Source organism: Enterobacter sp. N5-15, assembly GCF_057221635.1.
Genome location: NZ_CM170150.1, coordinates 4,388,103 through 4,408,700, shown reverse-complemented (window position 1 = coordinate 4,408,700; position 20,598 = coordinate 4,388,103). Strand labels below are relative to the sequence as shown.

The 20,598-nt window shown below is 52.4% G+C and carries 20 protein-coding genes, 1 tRNA gene and 4 rRNA genes; 16 read left to right on the top strand and 9 right to left on the bottom strand.

Annotated features, from left to right (window positions below):
- The first annotated feature begins 11 nt into the window (after positions 1 to 11).
- From AC2TE5_RS20840 to AC2TE5_RS20820, 5 genes are all read left to right on the top strand, one after another.
- The gene (locus tag AC2TE5_RS20840; protein WP_002919219.1) at positions 12 to 1,001 is read left to right on the top strand and encodes a DNA-directed RNA polymerase subunit alpha; all 990 of its coding nucleotides are present in this window, start codon (positions 12 to 14) and stop codon (positions 999 to 1,001) included.
- A 40-nt stretch (positions 1,002 to 1,041) separates the two neighbouring features.
- Positions 1,042 to 1,425, top strand: a complete 384-nt coding sequence (gene rplQ / locus AC2TE5_RS20835) for a 50S ribosomal protein L17 (RefSeq protein WP_001216368.1) — start codon at positions 1,042 to 1,044, stop codon at positions 1,423 to 1,425.
- Between the two features lie 107 nt (positions 1,426 to 1,532).
- Positions 1,533 to 1,901, top strand: coding sequence for a DnaJ family domain-containing protein (locus tag AC2TE5_RS20830; RefSeq protein WP_159515035.1), 369 nt, complete (start codon positions 1,533 to 1,535; stop codon positions 1,899 to 1,901).
- 2 nt (positions 1,902 to 1,903) lie between these two features.
- Positions 1,904 to 2,329, top strand: a complete 426-nt coding sequence (gene zntR, locus AC2TE5_RS20825) for a Zn(2+)-responsive transcriptional regulator (protein WP_023333666.1) — start codon at positions 1,904 to 1,906, stop codon at positions 2,327 to 2,329.
- Positions 2,330 to 2,386: 57 nt separating this feature from the next.
- Positions 2,387 to 2,602, top strand: a complete 216-nt coding sequence (locus tag AC2TE5_RS20820) for an alternative ribosome-rescue factor A (RefSeq protein WP_023333665.1) — start codon at positions 2,387 to 2,389, stop codon at positions 2,600 to 2,602.
- On the opposite strand, the gene mscL is transcribed toward AC2TE5_RS20820, so the two are convergent.
- The 5 genes from mscL to def form a co-directional block, all read right to left on the bottom strand.
- Positions 2,603 to 3,013, bottom strand: coding sequence for a large-conductance mechanosensitive channel protein MscL (mscL, locus tag AC2TE5_RS20815; protein WP_023309449.1), 411 nt, complete (start codon positions 3,011 to 3,013; stop codon positions 2,603 to 2,605). It abuts the gene before it with no gap.
- 146 nt (positions 3,014 to 3,159) lie between these two features.
- A complete protein-coding gene (gene trkA, locus AC2TE5_RS20810) occupies positions 3,160 to 4,536 on the bottom strand; it encodes a Trk system potassium transporter TrkA (protein ID WP_008503482.1) in 1,377 nt (458 codons plus the stop codon).
- A gap of 22 nt (positions 4,537 to 4,558) precedes the next feature.
- The gene (gene rsmB / locus AC2TE5_RS20805) at positions 4,559 to 5,845 is read right to left on the bottom strand and encodes a 16S rRNA (cytosine(967)-C(5))-methyltransferase RsmB (protein ID WP_484612294.1); all 1,287 of its coding nucleotides are present in this window, start codon (positions 5,843 to 5,845) and stop codon (positions 4,559 to 4,561) included.
- A 52-nt stretch (positions 5,846 to 5,897) separates the two neighbouring features.
- Positions 5,898 to 6,845 carry a methionyl-tRNA formyltransferase gene (gene fmt, locus AC2TE5_RS20800; RefSeq protein ID WP_484612293.1) on the bottom strand — a complete coding sequence of 316 codons (948 nt, stop codon included), beginning with the start codon at positions 6,843 to 6,845 and terminating at the stop codon, positions 5,898 to 5,900.
- A 25-nt stretch (positions 6,846 to 6,870) separates the two neighbouring features.
- Positions 6,871 to 7,380 (bottom strand): peptide deformylase, encoded by a 510-nt coding sequence (gene def / locus AC2TE5_RS20795; RefSeq protein ID WP_008503479.1) that lies wholly within the window; start codon positions 7,378 to 7,380, stop codon positions 6,871 to 6,873.
- 127 nt (positions 7,381 to 7,507) lie between these two features.
- Between def and dprA the strand changes: the two genes are divergently transcribed.
- Genes dprA through AC2TE5_RS20765 form a run of 6 tightly spaced genes read left to right on the top strand, consistent with a single transcriptional unit; the run spans position 7,508 to position 11,291 of the window.
- Positions 7,508 to 8,632, top strand: coding sequence for a DNA-protecting protein DprA (dprA, locus tag AC2TE5_RS20790; RefSeq protein ID WP_484612292.1), 1,125 nt, complete (start codon positions 7,508 to 7,510; stop codon positions 8,630 to 8,632).
- Positions 8,604 to 9,077 (top strand): DUF494 family protein Smg, encoded by a 474-nt coding sequence (smg, locus tag AC2TE5_RS20785; protein ID WP_008503477.1) that lies wholly within the window; start codon positions 8,604 to 8,606, stop codon positions 9,075 to 9,077. The genes dprA and smg overlap by 29 nt, the downstream gene beginning before the upstream one ends.
- Before the next feature lie 26 nt (positions 9,078 to 9,103).
- Positions 9,104 to 9,658, top strand: a complete 555-nt coding sequence (locus tag AC2TE5_RS20780) for a DNA topoisomerase family protein (RefSeq protein ID WP_032662341.1) — start codon at positions 9,104 to 9,106, stop codon at positions 9,656 to 9,658.
- On the top strand, positions 9,651 to 10,223 hold the full coding sequence (tsaC, locus tag AC2TE5_RS20775) for an L-threonylcarbamoyladenylate synthase type 1 TsaC (protein WP_029740644.1): 573 nt from the start codon (positions 9,651 to 9,653) through the stop codon (positions 10,221 to 10,223). The genes AC2TE5_RS20780 and tsaC overlap by 8 nt, the downstream gene beginning before the upstream one ends.
- Positions 10,224 to 10,227: 4 nt before the next feature.
- Positions 10,228 to 11,046 (top strand): shikimate dehydrogenase, encoded by an 819-nt coding sequence (gene aroE / locus AC2TE5_RS20770; RefSeq protein WP_484612291.1) that lies wholly within the window; start codon positions 10,228 to 10,230, stop codon positions 11,044 to 11,046.
- Entirely contained in the window at positions 11,043 to 11,291 is a 249-nt protein-coding gene (locus tag AC2TE5_RS20765) for a DUF1488 family protein (RefSeq protein ID WP_048976997.1), read from the top strand. Before aroE ends, AC2TE5_RS20765 begins: the two co-directional genes overlap by 4 nt.
- On the opposite strand, the gene AC2TE5_RS20760 is transcribed toward AC2TE5_RS20765, so the two are convergent.
- Positions 11,267 to 11,821, bottom strand: a complete 555-nt coding sequence (locus AC2TE5_RS20760; RefSeq protein WP_029740647.1) for a gamma carbonic anhydrase family protein — start codon at positions 11,819 to 11,821, stop codon at positions 11,267 to 11,269. The two genes, AC2TE5_RS20765 and AC2TE5_RS20760, sit on opposite strands and share 25 nt — an antisense overlap.
- 472 nt (positions 11,822 to 12,293) lie before the next feature.
- On the opposite strand from AC2TE5_RS20760, the gene AC2TE5_RS20755 reads away from it, so the two are divergent.
- The 5 genes from AC2TE5_RS20755 to rrf (AC2TE5_RS20735) all read left to right on the top strand — a co-directional run bounded on the left by AC2TE5_RS20755 (position 12,294) and on the right by rrf (AC2TE5_RS20735) (position 17,384).
- Positions 12,294 to 13,833: ribosomal RNA gene (locus tag AC2TE5_RS20755) — 16S ribosomal RNA — on the top strand.
- A 208-nt stretch (positions 13,834 to 14,041) separates the two neighbouring features.
- Positions 14,042 to 16,947: ribosomal RNA gene (locus AC2TE5_RS20750) — 23S ribosomal RNA — on the top strand.
- Positions 16,948 to 17,019: 72 nt separating this feature from the next.
- Positions 17,020 to 17,135, top strand: a 5S ribosomal RNA gene (rrf, locus tag AC2TE5_RS20745).
- A gap of 14 nt (positions 17,136 to 17,149) precedes the next feature.
- Positions 17,150 to 17,225, top strand: a tRNA-Thr gene (locus AC2TE5_RS20740).
- Between the two features lie 43 nt (positions 17,226 to 17,268).
- A 5S ribosomal RNA gene (gene rrf / locus AC2TE5_RS20735) occupies positions 17,269 to 17,384 on the top strand.
- Together the 16S, 23S and 5S rRNA genes with 1 tRNA gene alongside form the textbook arrangement of a ribosomal RNA operon.
- A 106-nt stretch (positions 17,385 to 17,490) precedes the next feature.
- Here rrf (AC2TE5_RS20735) and AC2TE5_RS20730 read toward each other — a convergent pair.
- From AC2TE5_RS20730 to AC2TE5_RS20720, 3 genes are read right to left on the bottom strand one after another with little or no spacing between them, the layout of a single operon-like run.
- Positions 17,491 to 18,249, bottom strand: coding sequence for an amino acid ABC transporter ATP-binding protein (locus AC2TE5_RS20730; RefSeq protein WP_014171880.1), 759 nt, complete (start codon positions 18,247 to 18,249; stop codon positions 17,491 to 17,493).
- Between the two features lie 7 nt (positions 18,250 to 18,256).
- Positions 18,257 to 19,360 carry an amino acid ABC transporter permease gene (locus AC2TE5_RS20725; RefSeq protein WP_121424811.1) on the bottom strand — a complete coding sequence of 368 codons (1,104 nt, stop codon included), beginning with the start codon at positions 19,358 to 19,360 and terminating at the stop codon, positions 18,257 to 18,259.
- A 9-nt stretch (positions 19,361 to 19,369) separates the two neighbouring features.
- The gene (locus AC2TE5_RS20720) at positions 19,370 to 20,551 is read right to left on the bottom strand and encodes an amino acid ABC transporter permease (RefSeq protein ID WP_484612290.1); all 1,182 of its coding nucleotides are present in this window, start codon (positions 20,549 to 20,551) and stop codon (positions 19,370 to 19,372) included.
- Positions 20,552 to 20,598: the final 47 nt, after the last annotated feature.

The following is a 20,598-nucleotide window of genomic DNA, read 5'->3' as shown; positions in this document are numbered from 1 at the left end:
GAGAGGACACAATGCAGGGTTCTGTGACAGAGTTTCTAAAACCGCGCCTGGTAGATATCGAGCAAGTGAGTTCGACGCACGCCAAGGTGACCCTTGAGCCTTTAGAGCGTGGCTTTGGCCATACTCTGGGTAACGCACTGCGCCGTATTCTGCTCTCATCGATGCCGGGTTGCGCGGTGACCGAGGTTGAGATTGATGGTGTACTTCATGAGTACAGCACCAAAGAAGGCGTTCAGGAAGATATCCTTGAAATCCTGCTCAACCTGAAAGGGCTGGCGGTGAGAGTTCAGGGTAAAGATGAAGTTATTCTTACTCTGAATAAATCTGGCATTGGCCCTGTGACTGCAGCCGACATCACCCACGACGGTGATGTTGAAATCGTCAAGCCGCAGCACGTGATCTGCCACCTGACCGATGAGAACGCAGCTATTAGCATGCGTATCAAAGTTCAGCGCGGTCGTGGTTATGTGCCGGCTTCTGCCCGAATTCATTCGGAAGAAGATGAGCGCCCAATCGGCCGTCTGCTGGTCGACGCATGCTATAGCCCTGTAGAGCGTATTGCCTACAATGTTGAAGCAGCGCGTGTAGAACAGCGTACCGACCTGGACAAGCTGGTCATCGAAATGGAAACCAACGGCACAATCGATCCTGAAGAGGCGATTCGTCGTGCGGCAACCATCCTGGCAGAACAACTGGAAGCTTTCGTTGACTTACGTGATGTACGTCAGCCGGAAGTGAAAGAAGAGAAACCAGAATTCGATCCGATCCTGCTGCGCCCTGTTGACGATCTCGAATTGACTGTCCGCTCTGCTAACTGCCTCAAGGCAGAAGCTATCCACTATATCGGTGATCTGGTACAGCGTACCGAGGTTGAGTTGCTGAAAACGCCGAACCTGGGTAAAAAATCTCTTACTGAGATTAAAGACGTGCTGGCTTCACGTGGTCTGTCTCTGGGCATGCGCCTGGAAAACTGGCCACCGGCAAGCATTGCTGACGAGTAACCGGATCACAGGTTAAGGTTTTACTGAGAAGGATAAGGTCATGCGCCATCGTAAGAGTGGTCGTCAACTGAACCGCAACAGCAGCCATCGCCAGGCTATGTTCCGCAACATGGCAGGTTCACTGGTTCGTCATGAGATCATCAAGACGACCCTGCCTAAAGCGAAAGAGCTGCGTCGCGTAGTTGAGCCGCTGATTACTCTTGCCAAGACTGACAGCGTTGCTAATCGTCGTCTGGCATTCGCCCGTACTCGTGATAACGAGATCGTGGCAAAACTGTTTAACGAACTGGGCCCGCGTTTCGCGAGCCGTGCCGGTGGTTACACTCGCATTCTGAAGTGTGGTTTCCGTGCAGGCGACAACGCGCCGATGGCTTACATCGAGCTGGTTGATCGTTCAGAGAAAGCAGAAGCTGCTGCAGAGTAATCTGCAGTAACGTAAAAAAACCCGCTTCGGCGGGTTTTTTTATATCCGCGATACCCCCACTTCTCTACAATGTCTGTATCAATTCTGTTCATCCCCTGGAGCTGGTAATGTGGTTGCTCGACCAGTGGGCAGAACGCCATATTCGCGATGCCCAAAGAAAAGGTGAATTCGACGATCTCCCGGGTAGCGGCGAACCCCTTGTGCTTGACGATGATTCGCACATCGCGCCTGAACTGCGTGCTGGATACCGTTTACTGAAAAATGCCGGCTGTCTCCCTCCTGAGCTCGAACAGCGCAGAGAGGCTGTAGAACTGGCCGATCTTCTCAACGGGATCCGCCATGACGATCCGCGATACTCTGAACTTAGTCGCCGCCTCGCCCTGCTTGAACTCAAGCTGCGCCAGGCTGGGATGAACACCGATTTCCTTCGCGGTGAATACGGTGAAAGATTGATGCAGAAAATAAACGAGGAGTAGTTATGTACCGTATCGGTGAACTTGCGAAGCTTGCGAACGTCACGCCGGATACCATCCGATATTACGAAAAGCAGCAGATGATCGATCATGAAGTTCGTACAGAAGGAGGCTTTCGCCTTTATACCGATAACGATCTGCAGCGACTGCGGTTTATTCGTTATGCGCGTCAGCTCGGCTTCACGCTGGATTCGATCCGTGAGTTATTATCGATCCGCATCGATCCGGAGCATCACACCTGCCAGGAATCTAAAAGCATTGTGCAGGCCCGGCTGGATGAAGTTGAAGCACGCATTCAGGAATTGCAAACCATGCAGCGCTCTCTGCAAAGGCTGAATGATGCCTGCTGCGGGACGGCCCACAGCAGTATTTACTGTTCAATTCTCGAAGCCCTTGAACAGGGAGCGAGTGGAGAAAAACAGGGCTGTTGATTTTTAGTTCATCCGGGTCTAGACTCCCGTCGTCATAAACCCTGCTCTGGAGACATTATGAGCCGCTATCAGCACACGAAAGGACAAATAAAGGACAATGCCATTGAGGCGTTACTTCACGACCCGTTATTCAGGCAGCGCGTTGAGAAGAATAAAAAAGGGAAAGGAAGTTATCTGCGTAAAGACAAACATGAAAAACGGGGTAACTGGGAGGCCAGTGGCAAGCAAGCGAATCGCTTATTTACCACTGGCCTTCCTGCTTTTATCTGTTGATTATACGCGGTTATTCTGCTCTTTTAACAGATCGCGGATCTCACTCAGCAGCACTTCTTCTTTCGTTGGTGCAGGTGCAGCAGCCGGCTCTTCTTTTTTACGGTTGAGCCTGTTGATCAGCTTGATAGCCATAAAAATGGCAAACGCGACAATCACAAAATCAAATACGTTCTGAATAAATACGCCGTAGTGCATTACTACTGCCGGAACATCACCCTGCGCTTCACGCAGCGTGAAAGCGAATTGTTTGAAATCGATGCCCCCGATTAAGAGCCCTAAAGGTGGCATGATAATGTCGGCCACTAATGATGAAACAATCTTGCCGAATGCTGCACCAATAATGACACCCACTGCCAAATCCACCACGTTCCCGCGCATCGCAAATTCGCGAAATTCTTTAATAAAACTCATTGTTCTCTCCTTGTGCCAGCTGACGAGTATAAGTTTAACAAATGATTAGCCAATTGCCATTCGGGATAATTAAACGTTATGAAAAATAAAAGGCACAGAAATGAAAAGGATAAAGTACGGGTGCTCTTACTCGAGCACCCAAATCTTTAAAGGAAGAATGGACTTGGCTGGAATAAACGTTCGACGTCGGTAATAAACTTTTTATCGGTAAGGAACATAATAACGTGATCGCCTTGCTCAATACGTAAATTGTCATTGGCAATCATGACGTCGTTCCCGCGTACAACGGCGCCGATAATCGTGCCTGGCGGCAGCTTAATTTCGTCGATCGACCGGCCCACGACGCGTGACGTGGTTTCATCTCCGTGAGCAACAGCTTCTATGGCTTCCGCTACGCCGCGGCGGAGCGATGACACACCGACAATATCCGCTTTACGAACATGGCTCAGGAGCGCGGAAATTGTCGCCTGCTGCGGCGAAATGGCAATATCAATGACGCTGCCCTGAACCAGATCGACATACGCCTTGCGCTGGATGAGCACCATGACCTTCTTTGCTCCCATACGCTTGGCGAGCATGGCGGACATTATATTCGCCTCGTCGTCGTTGGTGACGGCAATAAAGAGATCAACTTGATCAATATGCTCTTCAGCCAGCAGCTCCTGATCCGACGCATCGCCATAAAATACGATCGTATTTTGCAGTTTTTCTGCCAGTTCTGCAGCACGCTGTTGATCGCGCTCGATCAACTTCACGCTGTAATCTTTTTCTAACCGATGTGCCAGACCTGCACCAATATTGCCGCCGCCGACCAGCATAATGCGTTTATACGGTTTTTCGAGACGCTGAAGTTCACTCATCACCGCACGAATATGCTGTGAGGCCGCAATAAAGAAGACCTCATCACCCGCTTCGACAATCGTGGAACCTTGCGGGCGGATTGGCCTGTCGTGACGGAAGATGGCTGCGACGCGCGTATCGATATGCGGCATGTGCTCGCGCATGGTGGAAAGCGCATTCCCGATCAATGGTCCACCGTAATAGGCCTTAACCACTGCCAGGCTCACTTTACCCTCGGCAAAGTTCACCACCTGCAGGGCGCCCGGATATTCGATCAGGCGATAGATATTGTCGATAACCAGCTGTTCTGGCGCGATGAGATGGTCAATAGGGACCGCTTCGGAATTAAACAGTTTCTCAGCATCGCGAACATAGTCCGGAGAGCGAATACGCGCGATTCGGTTTGGCGTGTTGAAAAGCGAGTAGGCCACCTGACAGGCCACCATGTTGGTTTCGTCAGAACTGGTTACCGCAACCAGCATGTCGGCATCATCGGCACCCGCCTCACGAAGAACGCGTGGGTGCGAACCATGACCCTGCACCACGCGCAGGTCAAACTTGTCCTGTAAGACACGCAGACGATCGCCGTTGGTATCAACAATTGTGATGTCGTTGTTTTCGCCAACCAGGTTTTCCGCCAGCGTTCCGCCCACCTGTCCTGCACCCAGAATGATAATCTTCATATCTCGTGACCTGTTCTCAACATCACTCTTTGATTAGCTTAGCGTAAAAGAAGCCATCACCCTCTTCAGCACCCGGCAGGTTCTGCAGACCCGGGGATTCAGGCGTTCCCGTATCGCGCAGCGTGGCGTCCGGGGTACGTTTAAGGAAGGCCGCGATTTGCTGGCTGTTTTCTTCCGGCAGTACGGAGCAGGTTGCATAGACCAGCGTTCCGCCAGGTTTAAGATGTGACCAAATGGCGTCGAGAATGTCGGATTGCAGTTGGGCAAGTTCCTTAATATCACGATCGCGGCGTAGCCACTTGATGTCCGGATGACGACGAATAACACCGGTTGCAGAGCAGGGAGCGTCCAGCAAAATGCGATCGAATTGTGTTTCACCACACCATTCTGCGGGTTTGCGTCCATCGCCTTGCTTAACCTGAGCCTTCATGCCAAGACGCTTAAGGTTGTCGTAGACGCGTGAGAGGCGCTGTTCATCGACGTCCACTGCCATCACGCTGGCCTGCGGAGCCACTTCAAGAATATGCGTCGTTTTGCCCCCAGGCGCGGCGCACAGATCGAGGATCTGCTCACCATTTTTGGGTTCAAGCCAGGTCATGCAGCCCTGAGCCGAGGCATCCTGTACGGTTACCCAGCCTTCATCAAAACCGGGTAATGCATGCACCGGTGCCGGTGAGGCCAGGCGTACAGCATCTGGATAGGCGTCATGCGGGAATCCACTCATTCCAGCTTCTCCAAGCAATGCCAGCCATGCGTCACGGGTGTGGTGATTTCGATTCACGCGTAACCACATTGGCGGACGCTGGTTGTTGGCATCGGCAATTTCCTGCCACTGCTGGGGATAAGCTTTTTTCAGGCGCTTCAACAGCCAGTCCGGGTGCAGGAAACGTGCTTCGCTTTGGGCAAATTCAGCCAGAAGCTCTTCCTGCTGTCTCTGGAACTGACGCAGTACGCCGTTGATCAGCCCTTTCAGCTGAGGGCGTTTAATCGCAACGGCACCTTCCACCGTCTCAGCCAGCGCGGCATGAGGTGGGATGCGGGTATGAAGAAGCTGATAAAAGCCCACCATAATCAAATAGTGTACGGTGCGCTGCTTGCCTGTCATTGGGCGTGACATCAGTTTGTTAATCAACCACTCAAGCTGAGAAAGCGTGCGCAGAACGCCAAAACAGAGCTCCTGAAGCAGGGCTTTGTCTTTATCAGAGACTTTTTGTTGCAGAGGAGGCAGGACGTTACTTAATGACTGGCCCTGCTCGATAACCTGCTCAACGGCCTGAGCCGCCATACTGCGTAGATTTTGTTTTTTCATAACCGTAAAAATAAAAATGCCCGGAAACACCGGGCCTTAAGGATAAATTTGCTCAGGCAAGACGATTGCCCGGAATAAACCATTCGCGACGGGAATTTAACAGATCCTGGGCGCTCATGGCCTTCTTACCGGCCGGTTGTAGCGATTCAAGATTCAAGATCCCTTGCGCAGTCGCCACCTGGATCCCGTTCTTGTTGGCGTCAACAATCGTACCGGGTTCAGCGGTGGTAGTACCGCTAATGACGGAGGCTTTCCAGACTTTCACCGGCTGCTCATCAATCTCCATCCAGCTCATTGGCCACGGATTAAAAGCGCGAATGCAGCGTTCAAGTTGAGCGGCTGACAGGGACCAGTCGATCCGCGCTTCTTCTTTGCTCAGTTTTTCGGCATACGTCACCAGTGCCTCATCCTGAACTTCCGGTTTCGCCGTATTGTCAGCCAGCTGCTGGAGCGTCTCGATAAGCCCTTGTGGACCGAGGTCTGCCAGTTTGTCATACAGCGTGGCGCTGGTATCGTCTGACGTAATGGGACAGGCCAGTTTATACAGCATATCGCCGGTGTCTAAACCTACGTCCATCTTCATAATAGTAACGCCCGTTTCGGCATCACCTGCCCACAGCGAGCGTTGGATAGGTGCAGCACCACGCCAGCGCGGGAGCAGAGACCCATGCACGTTGATGCACCCCAGGCGAGGCATATCGAGCACAGCTTTCGGCAAAATTAAACCGTAAGCCACCACCACCATTACGTCGGCATTCAGGTCAGCAACCAGCTGCTGATTTTCCTGTGGGCGTAACGATACGGGCTGGAAAACGGGTAGCCCATGCTCTTCTGCCAGTACCTTTACTGGGCTCGGCATCAGTTTTTTACCGCGACCTGCAGGACGGTCCGGCTGGGTAAAGACGCCAACAACCTGGTGACCAGAAGATAACAGCGCGTCAAGATGACGCGCTGCAAAATCAGGAGTTCCCGCGAAGATAATTCGTAGTGTTTTAGACACGATGATCCTTGTATCCGGGGGGACGTTATGCGCGAGAACGCAAACGATCCAGTTTTTCTACTTTCTGACGAATACGCTGCTGTTTCAGCGGCGAGAGATAATCGATAAACAGTTTACCGACCAGGTGATCCATCTCATGCTGAATACAAATCGCCAGCAGGTCGTCTGCTTCCAGTTCGAACGGATTACCGTCACGATCCAGGGCGCGAATTTTCACTTTTTCGGCACGCGGCACTAAAGCACGCTGTTCAGGAATGGACAGACAGCCTTCCTCAATACCGGTTTCGCCACTCTTTTCGAGCAACTCAGGGTTGATCAGCACCAGGCGGCCATCGCGATTTTCAGAAACATCAATCACGATAATACGCTTGTGAATGTCCACCTGCGTCGCCGCCAGGCCAATGCCTTCTTCGGCGTACATGGTATCGAACATATCATCAACGATACGCTGGATTTCTGCATTCACTTCTTTGACCGGTTCAGCGACGATGCGAAGGCGCTCGTCCGGAATATGTAACACTTGCAAAACTGCCATAAATTTCCAGAGTCGTGTTCAGGAGTTGATAAGAATACTCTCTCTATTCTAGACAAATCCCCCATCGATTGACAGCATCAGTGACCAATCGCAATGATTGCGGAGGCCGCTTATGGCAGGGGAAAGGATGACGTCTACCGAGATATGGCTACGGCTAATACACACAGGGTCTCTATGTGGTGATGTAATGCTGGAAGCGGCTGCGCGACTGCAGAAGCAGGGAAACATCGATGCGCTCGTCGCCAGGAACGCCGGGCTGACAGCAAAGCAGGTTGAACGGTTCTTTGCGCCAGACGAGAGCGAACTGGAACGTAGCCTGATGTGGCTTGAGCAGCCGGGAAATCACTTATTGACGGCCAACCATCCGCTTTATCCCCCTTTACTCCGAACGATCCCTGATTATCCCGGGGCATTATTCGTAAAAGGTAACCCTGAGGCGCTTAATACGGTTCAACTGGCGGTGGTAGGCAGTCGTGCGCCGTCATGGTACGGCGAGCGATGGGGGAAATTCCTGTGCGAACAATTGTCACAAAGCGGTTTCACGATCACCAGCGGGCTTGCCTGCGGTATTGACGGCGTTGCCCACGGCGCGGCGCTGTCAGTTAAAGGTCGAAGTGTAGCGGTGCTCGGGAACGGTCTTTTTAGTATTTATCCACGCCGACATCAGGCACTGGCGATGCGGCTTATTGAATCTGACGGCGCGATAGTGTCGGAGTTCCCGCTTTCCGCACAGCCGAGGCCAGCAAACTTTCCGCGTCGTAATCGCATTATCAGCGGGCTTAGCAAAGGCGTGCTGGTCGTTGAAGCGGCGCGGAGAAGCGGTTCGCTGGTCACGGCGCGATGCGCGCTCGAACAAGGGCGAGAAGTCTTCGCCTTGCCTGGTCCGATAGGCAACCCCGGATGCGACGGGCCCCACTGGCTGATTAAGCAAGGGGCAACACCGGTAACGGAAGTAGGGGATATTCTTGAAAATTTGCAATATGGGTTGCAATGGCTGCAGGAAGATCCCGAAAAGCGACAATATTCATCAGATCAGGGAAAGGTGGCATTGCCATTTCCCAAGCTCCTGGCTAACGTAGGAGATGAGGTAACACCTGTTGACGTTGTCGCTGAACGTGCCGGCCAACCTGTGCCAGTAACAGTAGCACAGCTACTCGAACTGGAGTTAGCAGGGTGGATCGCAGCTGTACCCGGCGGCTATGTCCGATTAAGGAGGGCATGCCATGTTCGACGTACTGATGTATTTGTTTGAGACTTACATCCATAACGAAGCAGAAATGCGAGTGGATCAGGACAAATTAACACAGGATCTTACCGATGCGGGGTTTGAGCGGGAAGATATCTATAATGCGTTGATGTGGCTGGAAAAACTGGCTGATTATCAGGAAGGCCTCGCCGAACCGATGCAGCTTGCTTCTGACCCATTGTCAGTACGCATTTATACCGCAGAAGAGTGTGAAAGGCTGGACGCCAGCTGCCGGGGGTTCATCTTATTCCTTGAGCAGATTCAGGTGCTGAACCTCGAAACGAGAGAAATGGTGATAGAGCGCGTCATGGCGCTGGATACAGCAGAATTTGAACTGGAAGATCTCAAGTGGGTGATCCTGATGGTTCTGTTTAATATCCCGGGCTGTGAAAATGCCTATCAGCAAATGGAAGAATTACTCTTTGAAGTGAATGAAGGTATGCTGCACTAATTCAATGTGCAGCACCAAGAGTTGTTATGGCCAAATCAGCACTATTCACGGTGCATAAAAACGAGCCCTGCCCGCAGTGCGGGGCTGAACTTGTTATTCGGTCCGGGAAACACGGCCCGTTTCTCGGTTGTTCACACTATCCGGAATGTGATTATGTCCGTCCCCTGAAAAGCCAGGCGGATGGACATATCGTTAAAATTCTGGAGGGGCAGTTTTGTCCAGTCTGCGGTGGTGAATTAGCCCTGCGTCAGGGGCGTTTCGGCATGTTTATTGGATGTAGCCGCTACCCGGAATGCGAACATACGGAACAAATTGATAAGCCTGATGAAACGGCAATTGCGTGCCCTCAGTGTCAACGTGGTCAATTGGTACAGCGCCGCTCCCGTTATGGTAAGACCTTCCATTCGTGCGATCGCTATCCTGAATGCCAGTTCGTTATCAATTTTAAACCGGTAGCGGGAACCTGCCCTCATTGCAATTATCCGCTACTCATAGAGAAGAAAACCGCGCAAGGCATGAAACGCTTCTGCGCCAGTAAACAATGTGGAAAGCCGGTTACGGCGGATCAAAATAGTGAATAATAACCTGCCATCAGGCTCCATTGCGCATGCAGTGGACGTACTGAAAAATGAAGAAGTCATCGCCTATCCAACTGAAGCTGTTTTTGGGGTCGGTTGCGATCCTGACAGCGAGACGGCAGTGAGCCGTCTGCTTGCCTTAAAACAAAGACCCGTCGAGAAAGGGCTGATTTTGATCGCTGCGAATTACGAACAGCTTAAACCCTATATCGATGACTCCATGCTGACGCCGGCGCAGCGCGAGACTATCTTCTCGGCGTGGCCTGGACCGGTGACCTTCGTCTTCCCAGCGCAGCCGACAACGCCGCGCTGGTTAACCGGACGTTTTGATTCCCTCGCCGTTCGCGTAACTGACCATCCGCTGGTGGTTGAGCTTTGTCTGGCATTTGGTAAACCGCTGGTCTCAACCAGCGCCAACCTGACCGGATTGCCACCTTGTCGGTCAACCGAAGAAGTACTGGCGCAGTTCGGGAATGACTTCCCTGTTGCTGTCGGTGAAACGGGAGGGCGCCTGAATCCGTCTGAAATTCGCGACGCTTTGACCGGCGAACGTTTTCGCCAGGGGTAATCTCATGGAAACCTATGCTGTTTTTGGTAATCCGATTGCACACAGCAAGTCACCGTTGATCCATCAGCAATTTGCGAAGCAGCTGCAGATAAATCATCCCTATGGCCGCGTACTGGCACCGGTGGATGCATTTATTCCAACGCTGGAGGCTTTTTTCGCTGCGGGCGGTAAAGGCGCAAATGTGACGGTCCCTTTTAAAGAGGAAGCCTTCGAACGTGCGGATGAGCTAACCGAGCGCGCTTCACTGGCTGGTGCAGTCAATACCCTAAAACGGCTTGAGGATGGCCGCCTTTTGGGGGACAACACCGACGGAATTGGTTTACTTAGCGATCTGGAACGACTGTCGTTTATTAAGCCCGGATTCCGGGTCCTGCTGATTGGTGCGGGTGGCGCATCGCGGGGAGTACTGTTGCCTCTGCTTTCACTGGACTGCGCGGTGACCATTACCAACAGAACCTTTTCCCGCGCAGAAGTGCTAGCGGCGTTGTTTGCCCATACCGGCAGCGTGAGCGCGGTAGCGCTTGACGATCTTGCCGATCGTGAGTTCGATCTTGTCATCAACGCCACGTCCAGCGGCATTAATGGCGAGATCCCGGCAATTCCCGCTTCTCTGGTCAACGCGCATATGTACTTCTATGACATGTTTTATCAGAAAGGGAAAACGCCTTTCCTTAACTGGTGCGAACAACACGGCGCGAAACAGTTAGCCGATGGGCTGGGAATGCTGGTGGGTCAGGCCGCGCATGCGGTGCTGCTCTGGCATGGCGTGTTGCCTGCGGTCGAACCTGTCATTGAAAAGTTAAAGCAGGAGCTGTCGGCGTGAACCAGGCTATTCATTTCCCGGACAGAGAGAACTGGGATGAGAGTAAACAAGCGGTCTGTTTTCCGGTGCTGGTGCAGGGGATGCAACTTACCTGTGCCATTCATGGGGAAACGCTGCTGCGTCGTTTTGGCGGTTCAGACCCGATAGCGGTATTTTGCGAAAATCGCTGGGATCTGGAAGAGGAAGCCAGCGATTTAATCCGCGAACAACAGGAAGACGATCAGGGCTGGGTTTGGTTGTCCTGATCCAAATAGTCATTCTTCCAGTTAACGTAGTTGTTTGCCGAGTATTTTAACCCTTCGATCTCTGCCTCCTTCAGGGGGCGGATCTGTTTTACCGGGCTTCCCAGATAGAGATAGCCACTCTCCAGCCGTTTGTTCTGCGGGACCAGGCTACCGGCACCAATCATTACGTCATCTTCTACTATGACGCCATCCAGTAAAATCGACCCCATGCCAACAAGTACGCGATTTCCGATAGTGCAGCCGTGAAGCATCACTTTATGGCCGACGGTAACCTCTTCTCCAATGATGAGGGGATTGCCCTCCGGGTTATAGGAGGATTTGTGTGTGACATGCAGAACGCTACCGTCCTGAATATTGGTACGTGCACCAATCGACACATAGTTAACATCTCCCCTGATGGCGACAAGCGGCCAGATGCTGACGTCATCGGCCATTCGGACATCACCAATCACCACGCTGCTGGCATCGATCATCACGCGATCGCCTTTTTGGGGGAAGAGATCTTTATAAGGACGTAATACTGCGGGCATATCTACCTCTAACAATGAGCGCTATACAGAAGACTTTGATCATAGTAATGGATCGAGGCAAGGCAAAATACGTCAATATTTAAGCAGATCGGGCGGGATTTCAGCGAAAAGCGCGGAAAATCAGCAGTCGGAAAAAAAGATCTAAAAAATACTTGTGCTAAAAAATGGGATCCCTATAATGCGCCTCCATCGACACGGCGGATGTGAATCACTTCACACAACAAGCGGTTCGGTTGAAGAGAAAAAATCCTGAAATAACGGGTTGACTCTGAAAGAGGAAAGCGTAATATACGCCACCTCGCAACGGTGAGCGAAAGCCGCGTTGCACTGCTCTTTAACAATTTATCAGACAATCTGTGTGGGCACTCAAAGTGACATGGATTCTTAATGTCTTCGGACAATAAATGAATACCAAGTCTCTGAGTGAACATACGTAATTCATTACGAAGTTTAATTCACGAGCATCAAACTTAAATTGAAGAGTTTGATCATGGCTCAGATTGAACGCTGGCGGCAGGCCTAACACATGCAAGTCGAGCGGTAGCACAGGGAGCTTGCTCCTGGGTGACGAGCGGCGGACGGGTGAGTAATGTCTGGGAAACTGCCTGATGGAGGGGGATAACTACTGGAAACGGTAGCTAATACCGCATAACGTCGCAAGACCAAAGAGGGGGACCTTCGGGCCTCTTGCCATCAGATGTGCCCAGATGGGATTAGCTAGTAGGTGGGGTAACGGCTCACCTAGGCGACGATCCCTAGCTGGTCTGAGAGGATGACCAGCCACACTGGAACTGAGACACGGTCCAGACTCCTACGGGAGGCAGCAGTGGGGAATATTGCACAATGGGCGCAAGCCTGATGCAGCCATGCCGCGTGTATGAAGAAGGCCTTCGGGTTGTAAAGTACTTTCAGCGGGGAGGAAGGCGATAAGGTTAATAACCTTGTCGATTGACGTTACCCGCAGAAGAAGCACCGGCTAACTCCGTGCCAGCAGCCGCGGTAATACGGAGGGTGCAAGCGTTAATCGGAATTACTGGGCGTAAAGCGCACGCAGGCGGTCTGTCAAGTCGGATGTGAAATCCCCGGGCTCAACCTGGGAACTGCATTCGAAACTGGCAGGCTAGAGTCTTGTAGAGGGGGGTAGAATTCCAGGTGTAGCGGTGAAATGCGTAGAGATCTGGAGGAATACCGGTGGCGAAGGCGGCCCCCTGGACAAAGACTGACGCTCAGGTGCGAAAGCGTGGGGAGCAAACAGGATTAGATACCCTGGTAGTCCACGCCGTAAACGATGTCGACTTGGAGGTTGTTCCCTTGAGGAGTGGCTTCCGGAGCTAACGCGTTAAGTCGACCGCCTGGGGAGTACGGCCGCAAGGTTAAAACTCAAATGAATTGACGGGGGCCCGCACAAGCGGTGGAGCATGTGGTTTAATTCGATGCAACGCGAAGAACCTTACCTACTCTTGACATCCAGAGAACTTAGCAGAGATGCTTTGGTGCCTTCGGGAACTCTGAGACAGGTGCTGCATGGCTGTCGTCAGCTCGTGTTGTGAAATGTTGGGTTAAGTCCCGCAACGAGCGCAACCCTTATCCTTTGTTGCCAGCGGTTCGGCCGGGAACTCAAAGGAGACTGCCAGTGATAAACTGGAGGAAGGTGGGGATGACGTCAAGTCATCATGGCCCTTACGAGTAGGGCTACACACGTGCTACAATGGCGCATACAAAGAGAAGCGACCTCGCGAGAGCAAGCGGACCTCATAAAGTGCGTCGTAGTCCGGATTGGAGTCTGCAACTCGACTCCATGAAGTCGGAATCGCTAGTAATCGTAGATCAGAATGCTACGGTGAATACGTTCCCGGGCCTTGTACACACCGCCCGTCACACCATGGGAGTGGGTTGCAAAAGAAGTAGGTAGCTTAACCTTCGGGAGGGCGCTTACCACTTTGTGATTCATGACTGGGGTGAAGTCGTAACAAGGTAACCGTAGGGGAACCTGCGGTTGGATCACCTCCTTACCTTAAAGAACCTGCCTTTGTAGTGCTCACACAGATTGTCTGATGAATGATGAACTTCTGAATGTACTTTTGAGTGCATTAAGAAGTTTTGCTCTTTAAAAATCTGGATCAAGCTGAAAATTGAAACGACACACATGTTATGTGTGTTCGAGTCTCTCAAATTTTCGCAAGTCGATGATGAATCGAAAGAAACATCTTCGGGTTGTGAGGTTAAGCGACTAAGCGTACACGGTGGATGCCCTGGCAGTCAGAGGCGATGAAGGACGTGCTAATCTGCGAAAAGCGCCGGCGAGGTGATATGAACCTTTGACCCGGCGATGTCCGAATGGGGAAACCCAGTGTGATTCGTCACACTATCGTTAACTGAATACATAGGTTAACGAGGCGAACCGGGGGAACTGAAACATCTAAGTACCCCGAGGAAAAGAAATCAACCGAGATTCCCCCAGTAGCGGCGAGCGAACGGGGAGCAGCCCAGAGTCTGAATCAGCTTGTGTGTTAGTGGAAGCGTCTGGAAAGTCGCACGGTACAGGGTGATAGTCCCGTACACGAAAGCACACAGGTTGTGAACTCGAAGAGTAGGGCGGGACACGTGGTATCCTGTCTGAATATGGGGGGACCATCCTCCAAGGCTAAATACTCCTGACTGACCGATAGTGAACCAGTACCGTGAGGGAAAGGCGAAAAGAACCCCGGCGAGGGGAGTGAAAAAGAACCTGAAACCGTGTACGTACAAGCAGTGGGAGCACCTTCGTGGTGTGACTGCGTACCTTTTGTATAATGGGTCAGCGACTTATATTCTGTAGCAAGGTTAACCGTATAGGGGAGCCGAAGGGAAACCGAGTCTTAACTGGGCGTTAAGTTGCAGGGTATAGACCCGAAACCCGGTGATCTAGCCATGGGCAGGTTGAAGGTTGGGTAACACTAACTGGAGGACCGAACCGACTAATGTTGAAAAATTAGCGGATGACTTGTGGCTGGGGGTGAAAGGCCAATCAAACCGGGAGATAGCTGGTTCTCCCCGAAAGCTATTTAGGTAGCGCCTCGTGAACTCATCTTCGGGGGTAGAGCACTGTTTCGGCTAGGGGGCCATCCCGGCTTACCAACCCGATGCAAACTACGAATACCGAAGAATGTTATCACGGGAGACACACGGCGGGTGCTAACGTCCGTCGTGAAGAGGGAAACAACCCAGACCGCCAGCTAAGGTCCCAAAGTCATGGTTAAGTGGGAAACGATGTGGGAAGGCACAGACAGCCAGGATGTTGGCTTAGAAGCAGCCATCATTTAAAGAAAGCGTAATAGCTCACTGGTCGAGTCGGCCTGCGCGGAAGATGTAACGGGGCTAAACCATGCACCGAAGCTGCGGCAGCGACACTTAGGTGTTGTTGGGTAGGGGAGCGTTCTGTAAGCCGTTGAAGGTGTCCTGTGAGGGGTGCTGGAGGTATCAGAAGTGCGAATGCTGACATAAGTAACGATAATGCGGGTGAAAAGCCCGCACGCCGGAAGACCAAGGGTTCCTGTCCAACGTTAATCGGGGCAGGGTGAGTCGACCCCTAAGGCGAGGCCGAAAGGCGTAGTCGATGGGAAACAGGTTAATATTCCTGTACTTGGTGTTACTGCGAAGGGGGGACGGAGAAGGCTATGTTAGCCGGGCGACGGTTGTCCCGGTTTAAGCATGTAGGCGGAGGTTCCAGGTAAATCCGGTACCTTATTAACGCTGAGGTGTGATGACGAGGCACTACGGTGCTGAAGTAACAAATGCCCTGCTTCCAGGAAAAGCCTCTAAGCATCAGGTAACATCAAATCGTACCCCAAACCGACACAGGTGGTCAGGTAGAGAATACCAAGGCGCTTGAGAGAACTCGGGTGAAGGAACTAGGCAAAATGGTGCCGTAACTTCGGGAGAAGGCACGCTGATGTGTAGGTGAAGCCCCTGCGGGTGGAGCTGAAATCAGTCGAAGATACCAGCTGGCTGCAACTGTTTATTAAAAACACAGCACTGTGCAAACACGAAAGTGGACGTATACGGTGTGACGCCTGCCCGGTGCCGGAAGGTTAATTGATGGGGTTAGCGGCAACGCGAAGCTCTTGATCGAAGCCCCGGTAAACGGCGGCCGTAACTATAACGGTCCTAAGGTAGCGAAATTCCTTGTCGGGTAAGTTCCGACCTGCACGAATGGCGTAATGATGGCCAGGCTGTCTCCACCCGAGACTCAGTGAAATTGAACTCGCTGTGAAGATGCAGTGTACCCGCGGCAAGACGGAAAGACCCCGTGAACCTTTACTATAGCTTGACACTGAACACTGGTCCTTGATGTGTAGGATAGGTGGGAGGCTTTGAAGCGTGGACGCCAGTCTGCGTGGAGCCGACCTTGAAATACCACCCTTTAATGGCTGGTGTTCTAACGTAGACCCGTAATCCGGGTTGCGGACAGTGTCTGGTGGGTAGTTTGACTGGGGCGGTCTCCTCCCAAAGAGTAACGGAGGAGCACGAAGGTTAGCTAATCCTGGTCGGACATCAGGAGGTTAGTGCAATGGCATAAGCTAGCTTGACTGCGAGAGTGACGGCTCGAGCAGGTGCGAAAGCAGGTCATAGTGATCCGGTGGTTCTGAATGGAAGGGCCATCGCTCAACGGATAAAAGGTACTCCGGGGATAACAGGCTGATACCGCCCAAGAGTTCATATCGACGGCGGTGTTTGGCACCTCGATGTCGGCTCATCACATCCTGGGGCTGAAGTAGGTCCCAAGGGTATGGCTGTTCGCCATTTAAAGTGGTACGCGAGCTGGGTTTAGAACGTCGTGAGACAGTTCGGTCCCTATCTGCCGTGGGCGCTGGAGAATTGAGGGGGGCTGCTCCTAGTACGAGAGGACCGGAGTGGACGCATCACTGGTGTTCGGGTTGTCATGCCAATGGCATTGCCCGGTAGCTAAATGCGGAAAAGATAAGTGCTGAAAGCATCTAAGCACGAAACTTGCCCCGAGATGAGTTCTCCCTGACCCTTTAAGGGCCCTGAAGGAACGTTGAAGACTACGACGTTGATAGGTCGGGTGTGTAAGCGCAGCGATGCGTTGAGCTAACCGATACTAATGAACCGTGAGGCTTAACCTTACAACGCCGAAGCTGTTTCGGCGGACGAGAGACAGAAGATTTTCAGTTTTGATACAGATTTAACAGAATTTGCCTGGCGGCTTTAGCGCGGTGGTCCCACCTGACCCCATGCCGAACTCAGAAGTGAAACGCCGTAGCGCCGATGGTAGTGTGGGGTCTCCCCATGTGAGAGTAGGGAACTGCCAGGCATCAAATTTAGCGTGCTGATATGGCTCAGTTGGTAGAGCGCACCCTTGGTAAGGGTGAGGTCCCCAGTTCGACTCTGGGTATCAGCACCACTTTATACTTAGGTTAAAGTTCGGCAAGAAGTAAAAGAATTTGTCTGGCGGCTTTAGCGCGGCGGTCCCACCTGACCCCATGCCGAACTCAGAAGTGAAACGCCGTAGCGCCGATGGTAGTGTGGGGTCTCCCCATGTGAGAGTAGGGAACTGCCAGACATCAAATAAGTGAGAAGGCCATCCGAAAGGATGGCCTTTTTGCGTTTATGTGCAGAAAAAACGGTAGGCCGGGTAAGGCGAAGCCGCCACCCGGCAGAGCAAACGACTAATGAATCACCTGCGACAGGAATGCTCGCGTACGTTCTGACTTCGGATGCGCAAAGAACTCATCCGGCGGTGCCTGCTCAACAATCTCCCCGCGATCCATAAAGATCACCCGGTCGGCCACGGTTCGCGCAAACCCCATCTCATGCGTCACACACAGCATGGTCATACCGGATTGCGCCAGCCCAATCATGGTGTCCAGAACCTCTTTCACCATTTCCGGATCCAGGGCAGATGTCGGTTCATCAAACAGCATAATTTTCGGTTTCATGCACAGCGAACGGGCGATAGCCACACGCTGCTGTTGGCCGCCCGATATCTGGCCAGGAAACTTATTGGCATGCTCGGCGATACGTACGCGCTCGAGGTAGTGCATGGCTAATGCCTCCGCTTCCTTTTTCGGCATCTTTCGTACCCAAATTGGCGCAAGCGTACAGTTCTGCAGAACGGTCAGGTGCGGAAACAGATTAAAGTGCTGAAATACCATTCCCACTTCCTGACGTACGCGTTCGATATTGCGGATATCTTCATTCAGCTCGATGCCATCAACCACAATGCGTCCTTGCTGATGTTCTTCAAGATGATTAATACAGCGAATGGTCGTGGATTTCCCGGAGCCAGAAGGGCCGCAAAGGACAATGCGTTCTCCCTGCTTTACCTTAAGATTAATGTCCTTCAGGACATGAAATTGTCCGTACCATTTATTCACATTTTCCAGCGTAATCATCGCGTCGGCGGGTGTCATAGTTATTTGGCTCATAATTTCCTCAGTGCGGTGTACGCCCGGTGTTAAAGCGCTTTTCCAGATGCTGGCTGTAGCGCGACATGCTAAAACAAAAGATCCAGTAGATCAGAGCTGCAAAGACATATCCTTCGGTGGACATACCCAGCCAGACAGGGTCAACGGTTGCCTGTTGCACGCTGCTAAAGAGATCGAACAATCCAATGATGATCACCAGGCTGGTATCCTTGAAGAGGGCAATGATCGTGTTGACCAGACCCGGGATGACCAGCTTGAGTGCTTGGGGAAGAATGACCAGTCCTTGCGTTTTCCAGTAACCAAGAGCCAGTGATTCCGCCGCTTCGTACTGGCCTTTAGGCAACGCTTGCAGCCCACCACGTACAACTTCAGCGACATAGGCGGACTGGAAGAGAATCACCCCCACCAGGGCACGGATCAGCTTGTCGATGGTGGTACCTTCTGCCATAAACAGCGGCAGCATGACCGACGACATAAACAGAACGGTGATAAGCGGTACGCCGCGCCAGAACTCAATGAAGATAACGGAGAGCACGCGGACGATCGGCATTTTTGAACGCCGTCCCAGGGCCAGTAAAATCCCCCACGGTAGCGCACCGGCTATCCCCACTGAAGCGATAATCAGCGTCAGCGTCAGCCCGCCCCACTGGCGTGTTTCAACGCGTTCCAGCCCCAGGAAACCGCCATACAACAGCGCCCAGACAATAATTGGATAAACCACTGCCCAGGCGGCAATATAGCGTCCACGATGAGGCAGCTTTTTCCAGAACATGGCCGCGACAGAAAGCAGGCCGATAACCAGCGCCAGATTAATCCGCCAGCGCTGTTCATGGGGATACAATCCATACATAAACTGGCCGAAGCGCTCATGAATAAACACCCAGCAGGCGCCGGCCTTTGTGCAGTCTGCTCGGGTTGAACCGACCCAGTTGGCCTGTAAAAACGCCCAGTTCAGCAGGGGAGGAATCAATTCCCACATGAGCCACAGGCAGACAATCGTCAGCAGGCTGTTACTCCAGCTGGAGAACAGATTCTTACGCGCCCAGAGAATGAAACGTCCACCTGTCGAGTTGGCAGGGCGCGAGGAGTGCGACAGTATCGCTTTTGTCATCATAGATCCTTAGCGCTCGACCAGTGCTATACGACGGTTATAAAGGTTCATCAGCAGTGAAATCACCAGGCTGATGATCAGATAGACAGACATCGTGATGGCGATGGTTTCAATGGCTTGTCCGGTCTGGTTAAGCACGGTACCGGCGAAGAGTGACACCATATCCGGGTAGCCAATGGCAGCGGCCAGCGACGAGTTTTTGACAATATTGAGATACTGGCTGGTCAGGGGCGGAATGATGACCCGTAAAGCCTGCGGAATGATGACCTGGCGAAGCGTCACGGTATGGGGTAATCCCAGTGAGCGTGCCGCCTCGTGCTGTCCATAAGGTACGGCCTGTATCCCCGCACGGATAATCTCTGCGATAAACGCGGACGTATAAATCGACAGCGCCAGCGTCAGGGCTGCCAGCTCGGGAATTAATACCATCCCGCCCTGAAAGTTAAAGCCCCGCAGATGTGGAATGTCCCAGTGCAGCGCGGCCCCAAACAGCCAGTGTGCGATCAGCGGCAGGCTAACGATCAGGACGACTGCCGTGGGCCAGGTTCTACGGAGCTGACCGGTTTTGATCTGATGCTTGCGGTTAAAACGGAATACCCCAGCAGAGAGAGCAAGCGCTATCGCAATCGCGCCGATGAAAGCGTACAGGCCTTCACTCACCAGGGGAGAGGGGATGGACAACCCACGGTTACTCAGGAAAAACAGCTCAAACGCGTCGACGGCCTGGCGGGGACCGGGAAGGTTACGCAGTACGGCGAAATACCAGAAGAATATCTGCAGGAGCGGGGGGATATTGCGGAACGTCTCAATATAAACAGTCGACAGTTTCCGCAGGAGCCAGTTTTCAGAAAGACGCGCCAGGCCAATAAAGAAGCCCAGTATCGACGCGAAGACGATACAAAGCGCCGATACCAACAGCGTATTCAGTAAACCGACTACGAACACGCGTCCGTACGTGTCACCTTCCTGGTAATCAATAAGGTGCTGAACGATACCAAACCCCGCGCTGCGATCTAAAAACGCGAAACCGGAAGTAATGCCGCGATTATTCAGGTTGGTGATGGTGTTATGGATGAGATACACGGCGATGAGAACAACCGCAACAATAGCAATAATCTGGAATAGCCAGGCGCGGACCGCGGGATGAGAAAAGGATAGCGATCCTTTTACGGCTGAGCGGCGATGGGACATAAAGAAACCTCAGTAACCATGACTCTGGAGTGGGCACTGCCTGAGCA

Bases quoted from the DNA above. Each gene is read 5' to 3' on its own strand.
- AC2TE5_RS20820 (WP_023333665.1), top strand. From the start codon at position 2,387: ATGAGCCGCTATCAGCACACGAAAGGACAAATAAAGGACAATGCCATT.
- AC2TE5_RS20830 (WP_159515035.1), top strand. From the start codon at position 1,533: ATGTGGTTGCTCGACCAGTGGGCAGAACGCCATATTCGCGATGCCCAA.
- rsmB (WP_484612294.1), bottom strand. From the start codon at position 5,845: ATGAAAAAACAAAATCTACGCAGTATGGCGGCTCAGGCCGTTGAGCAG.
- AC2TE5_RS20720 (WP_484612290.1), bottom strand. From the start codon at position 20,551: ATGTCCCATCGCCGCTCAGCCGTAAAAGGATCGCTATCCTTTTCTCAT.
- trkA (WP_008503482.1), bottom strand. From the start codon at position 4,536: ATGAAGATTATCATTCTGGGTGCAGGACAGGTGGGCGGAACGCTGGCG.
- AC2TE5_RS20760 (WP_029740647.1), bottom strand. From the start codon at position 11,821: ATGCCCGCAGTATTACGTCCTTATAAAGATCTCTTCCCCCAAAAAGGC.
- AC2TE5_RS20780 (WP_032662341.1), top strand. From the start codon at position 9,104: ATGGCCAAATCAGCACTATTCACGGTGCATAAAAACGAGCCCTGCCCG.
- dprA (WP_484612292.1), top strand. From the start codon at position 7,508: ATGACGTCTACCGAGATATGGCTACGGCTAATACACACAGGGTCTCTA.
- AC2TE5_RS20840 (WP_002919219.1), top strand. From the start codon at position 12: ATGCAGGGTTCTGTGACAGAGTTTCTAAAACCGCGCCTGGTAGATATC.
- zntR (WP_023333666.1), top strand. From the start codon at position 1,904: ATGTACCGTATCGGTGAACTTGCGAAGCTTGCGAACGTCACGCCGGAT.
- rplQ (WP_001216368.1), top strand. From the start codon at position 1,042: ATGCGCCATCGTAAGAGTGGTCGTCAACTGAACCGCAACAGCAGCCAT.
- def (WP_008503479.1), bottom strand. From the start codon at position 7,380: ATGGCAGTTTTGCAAGTGTTACATATTCCGGACGAGCGCCTTCGCATC.
- AC2TE5_RS20730 (WP_014171880.1), bottom strand. From the start codon at position 18,249: ATGAGCCAAATAACTATGACACCCGCCGACGCGATGATTACGCTGGAA.
- AC2TE5_RS20725 (WP_121424811.1), bottom strand. From the start codon at position 19,360: ATGACAAAAGCGATACTGTCGCACTCCTCGCGCCCTGCCAACTCGACA.
- mscL (WP_023309449.1), bottom strand. From the start codon at position 3,013: ATGAGTTTTATTAAAGAATTTCGCGAATTTGCGATGCGCGGGAACGTG.
- aroE (WP_484612291.1), top strand. From the start codon at position 10,228: ATGGAAACCTATGCTGTTTTTGGTAATCCGATTGCACACAGCAAGTCA.
- smg (WP_008503477.1), top strand. From the start codon at position 8,604: ATGTTCGACGTACTGATGTATTTGTTTGAGACTTACATCCATAACGAA.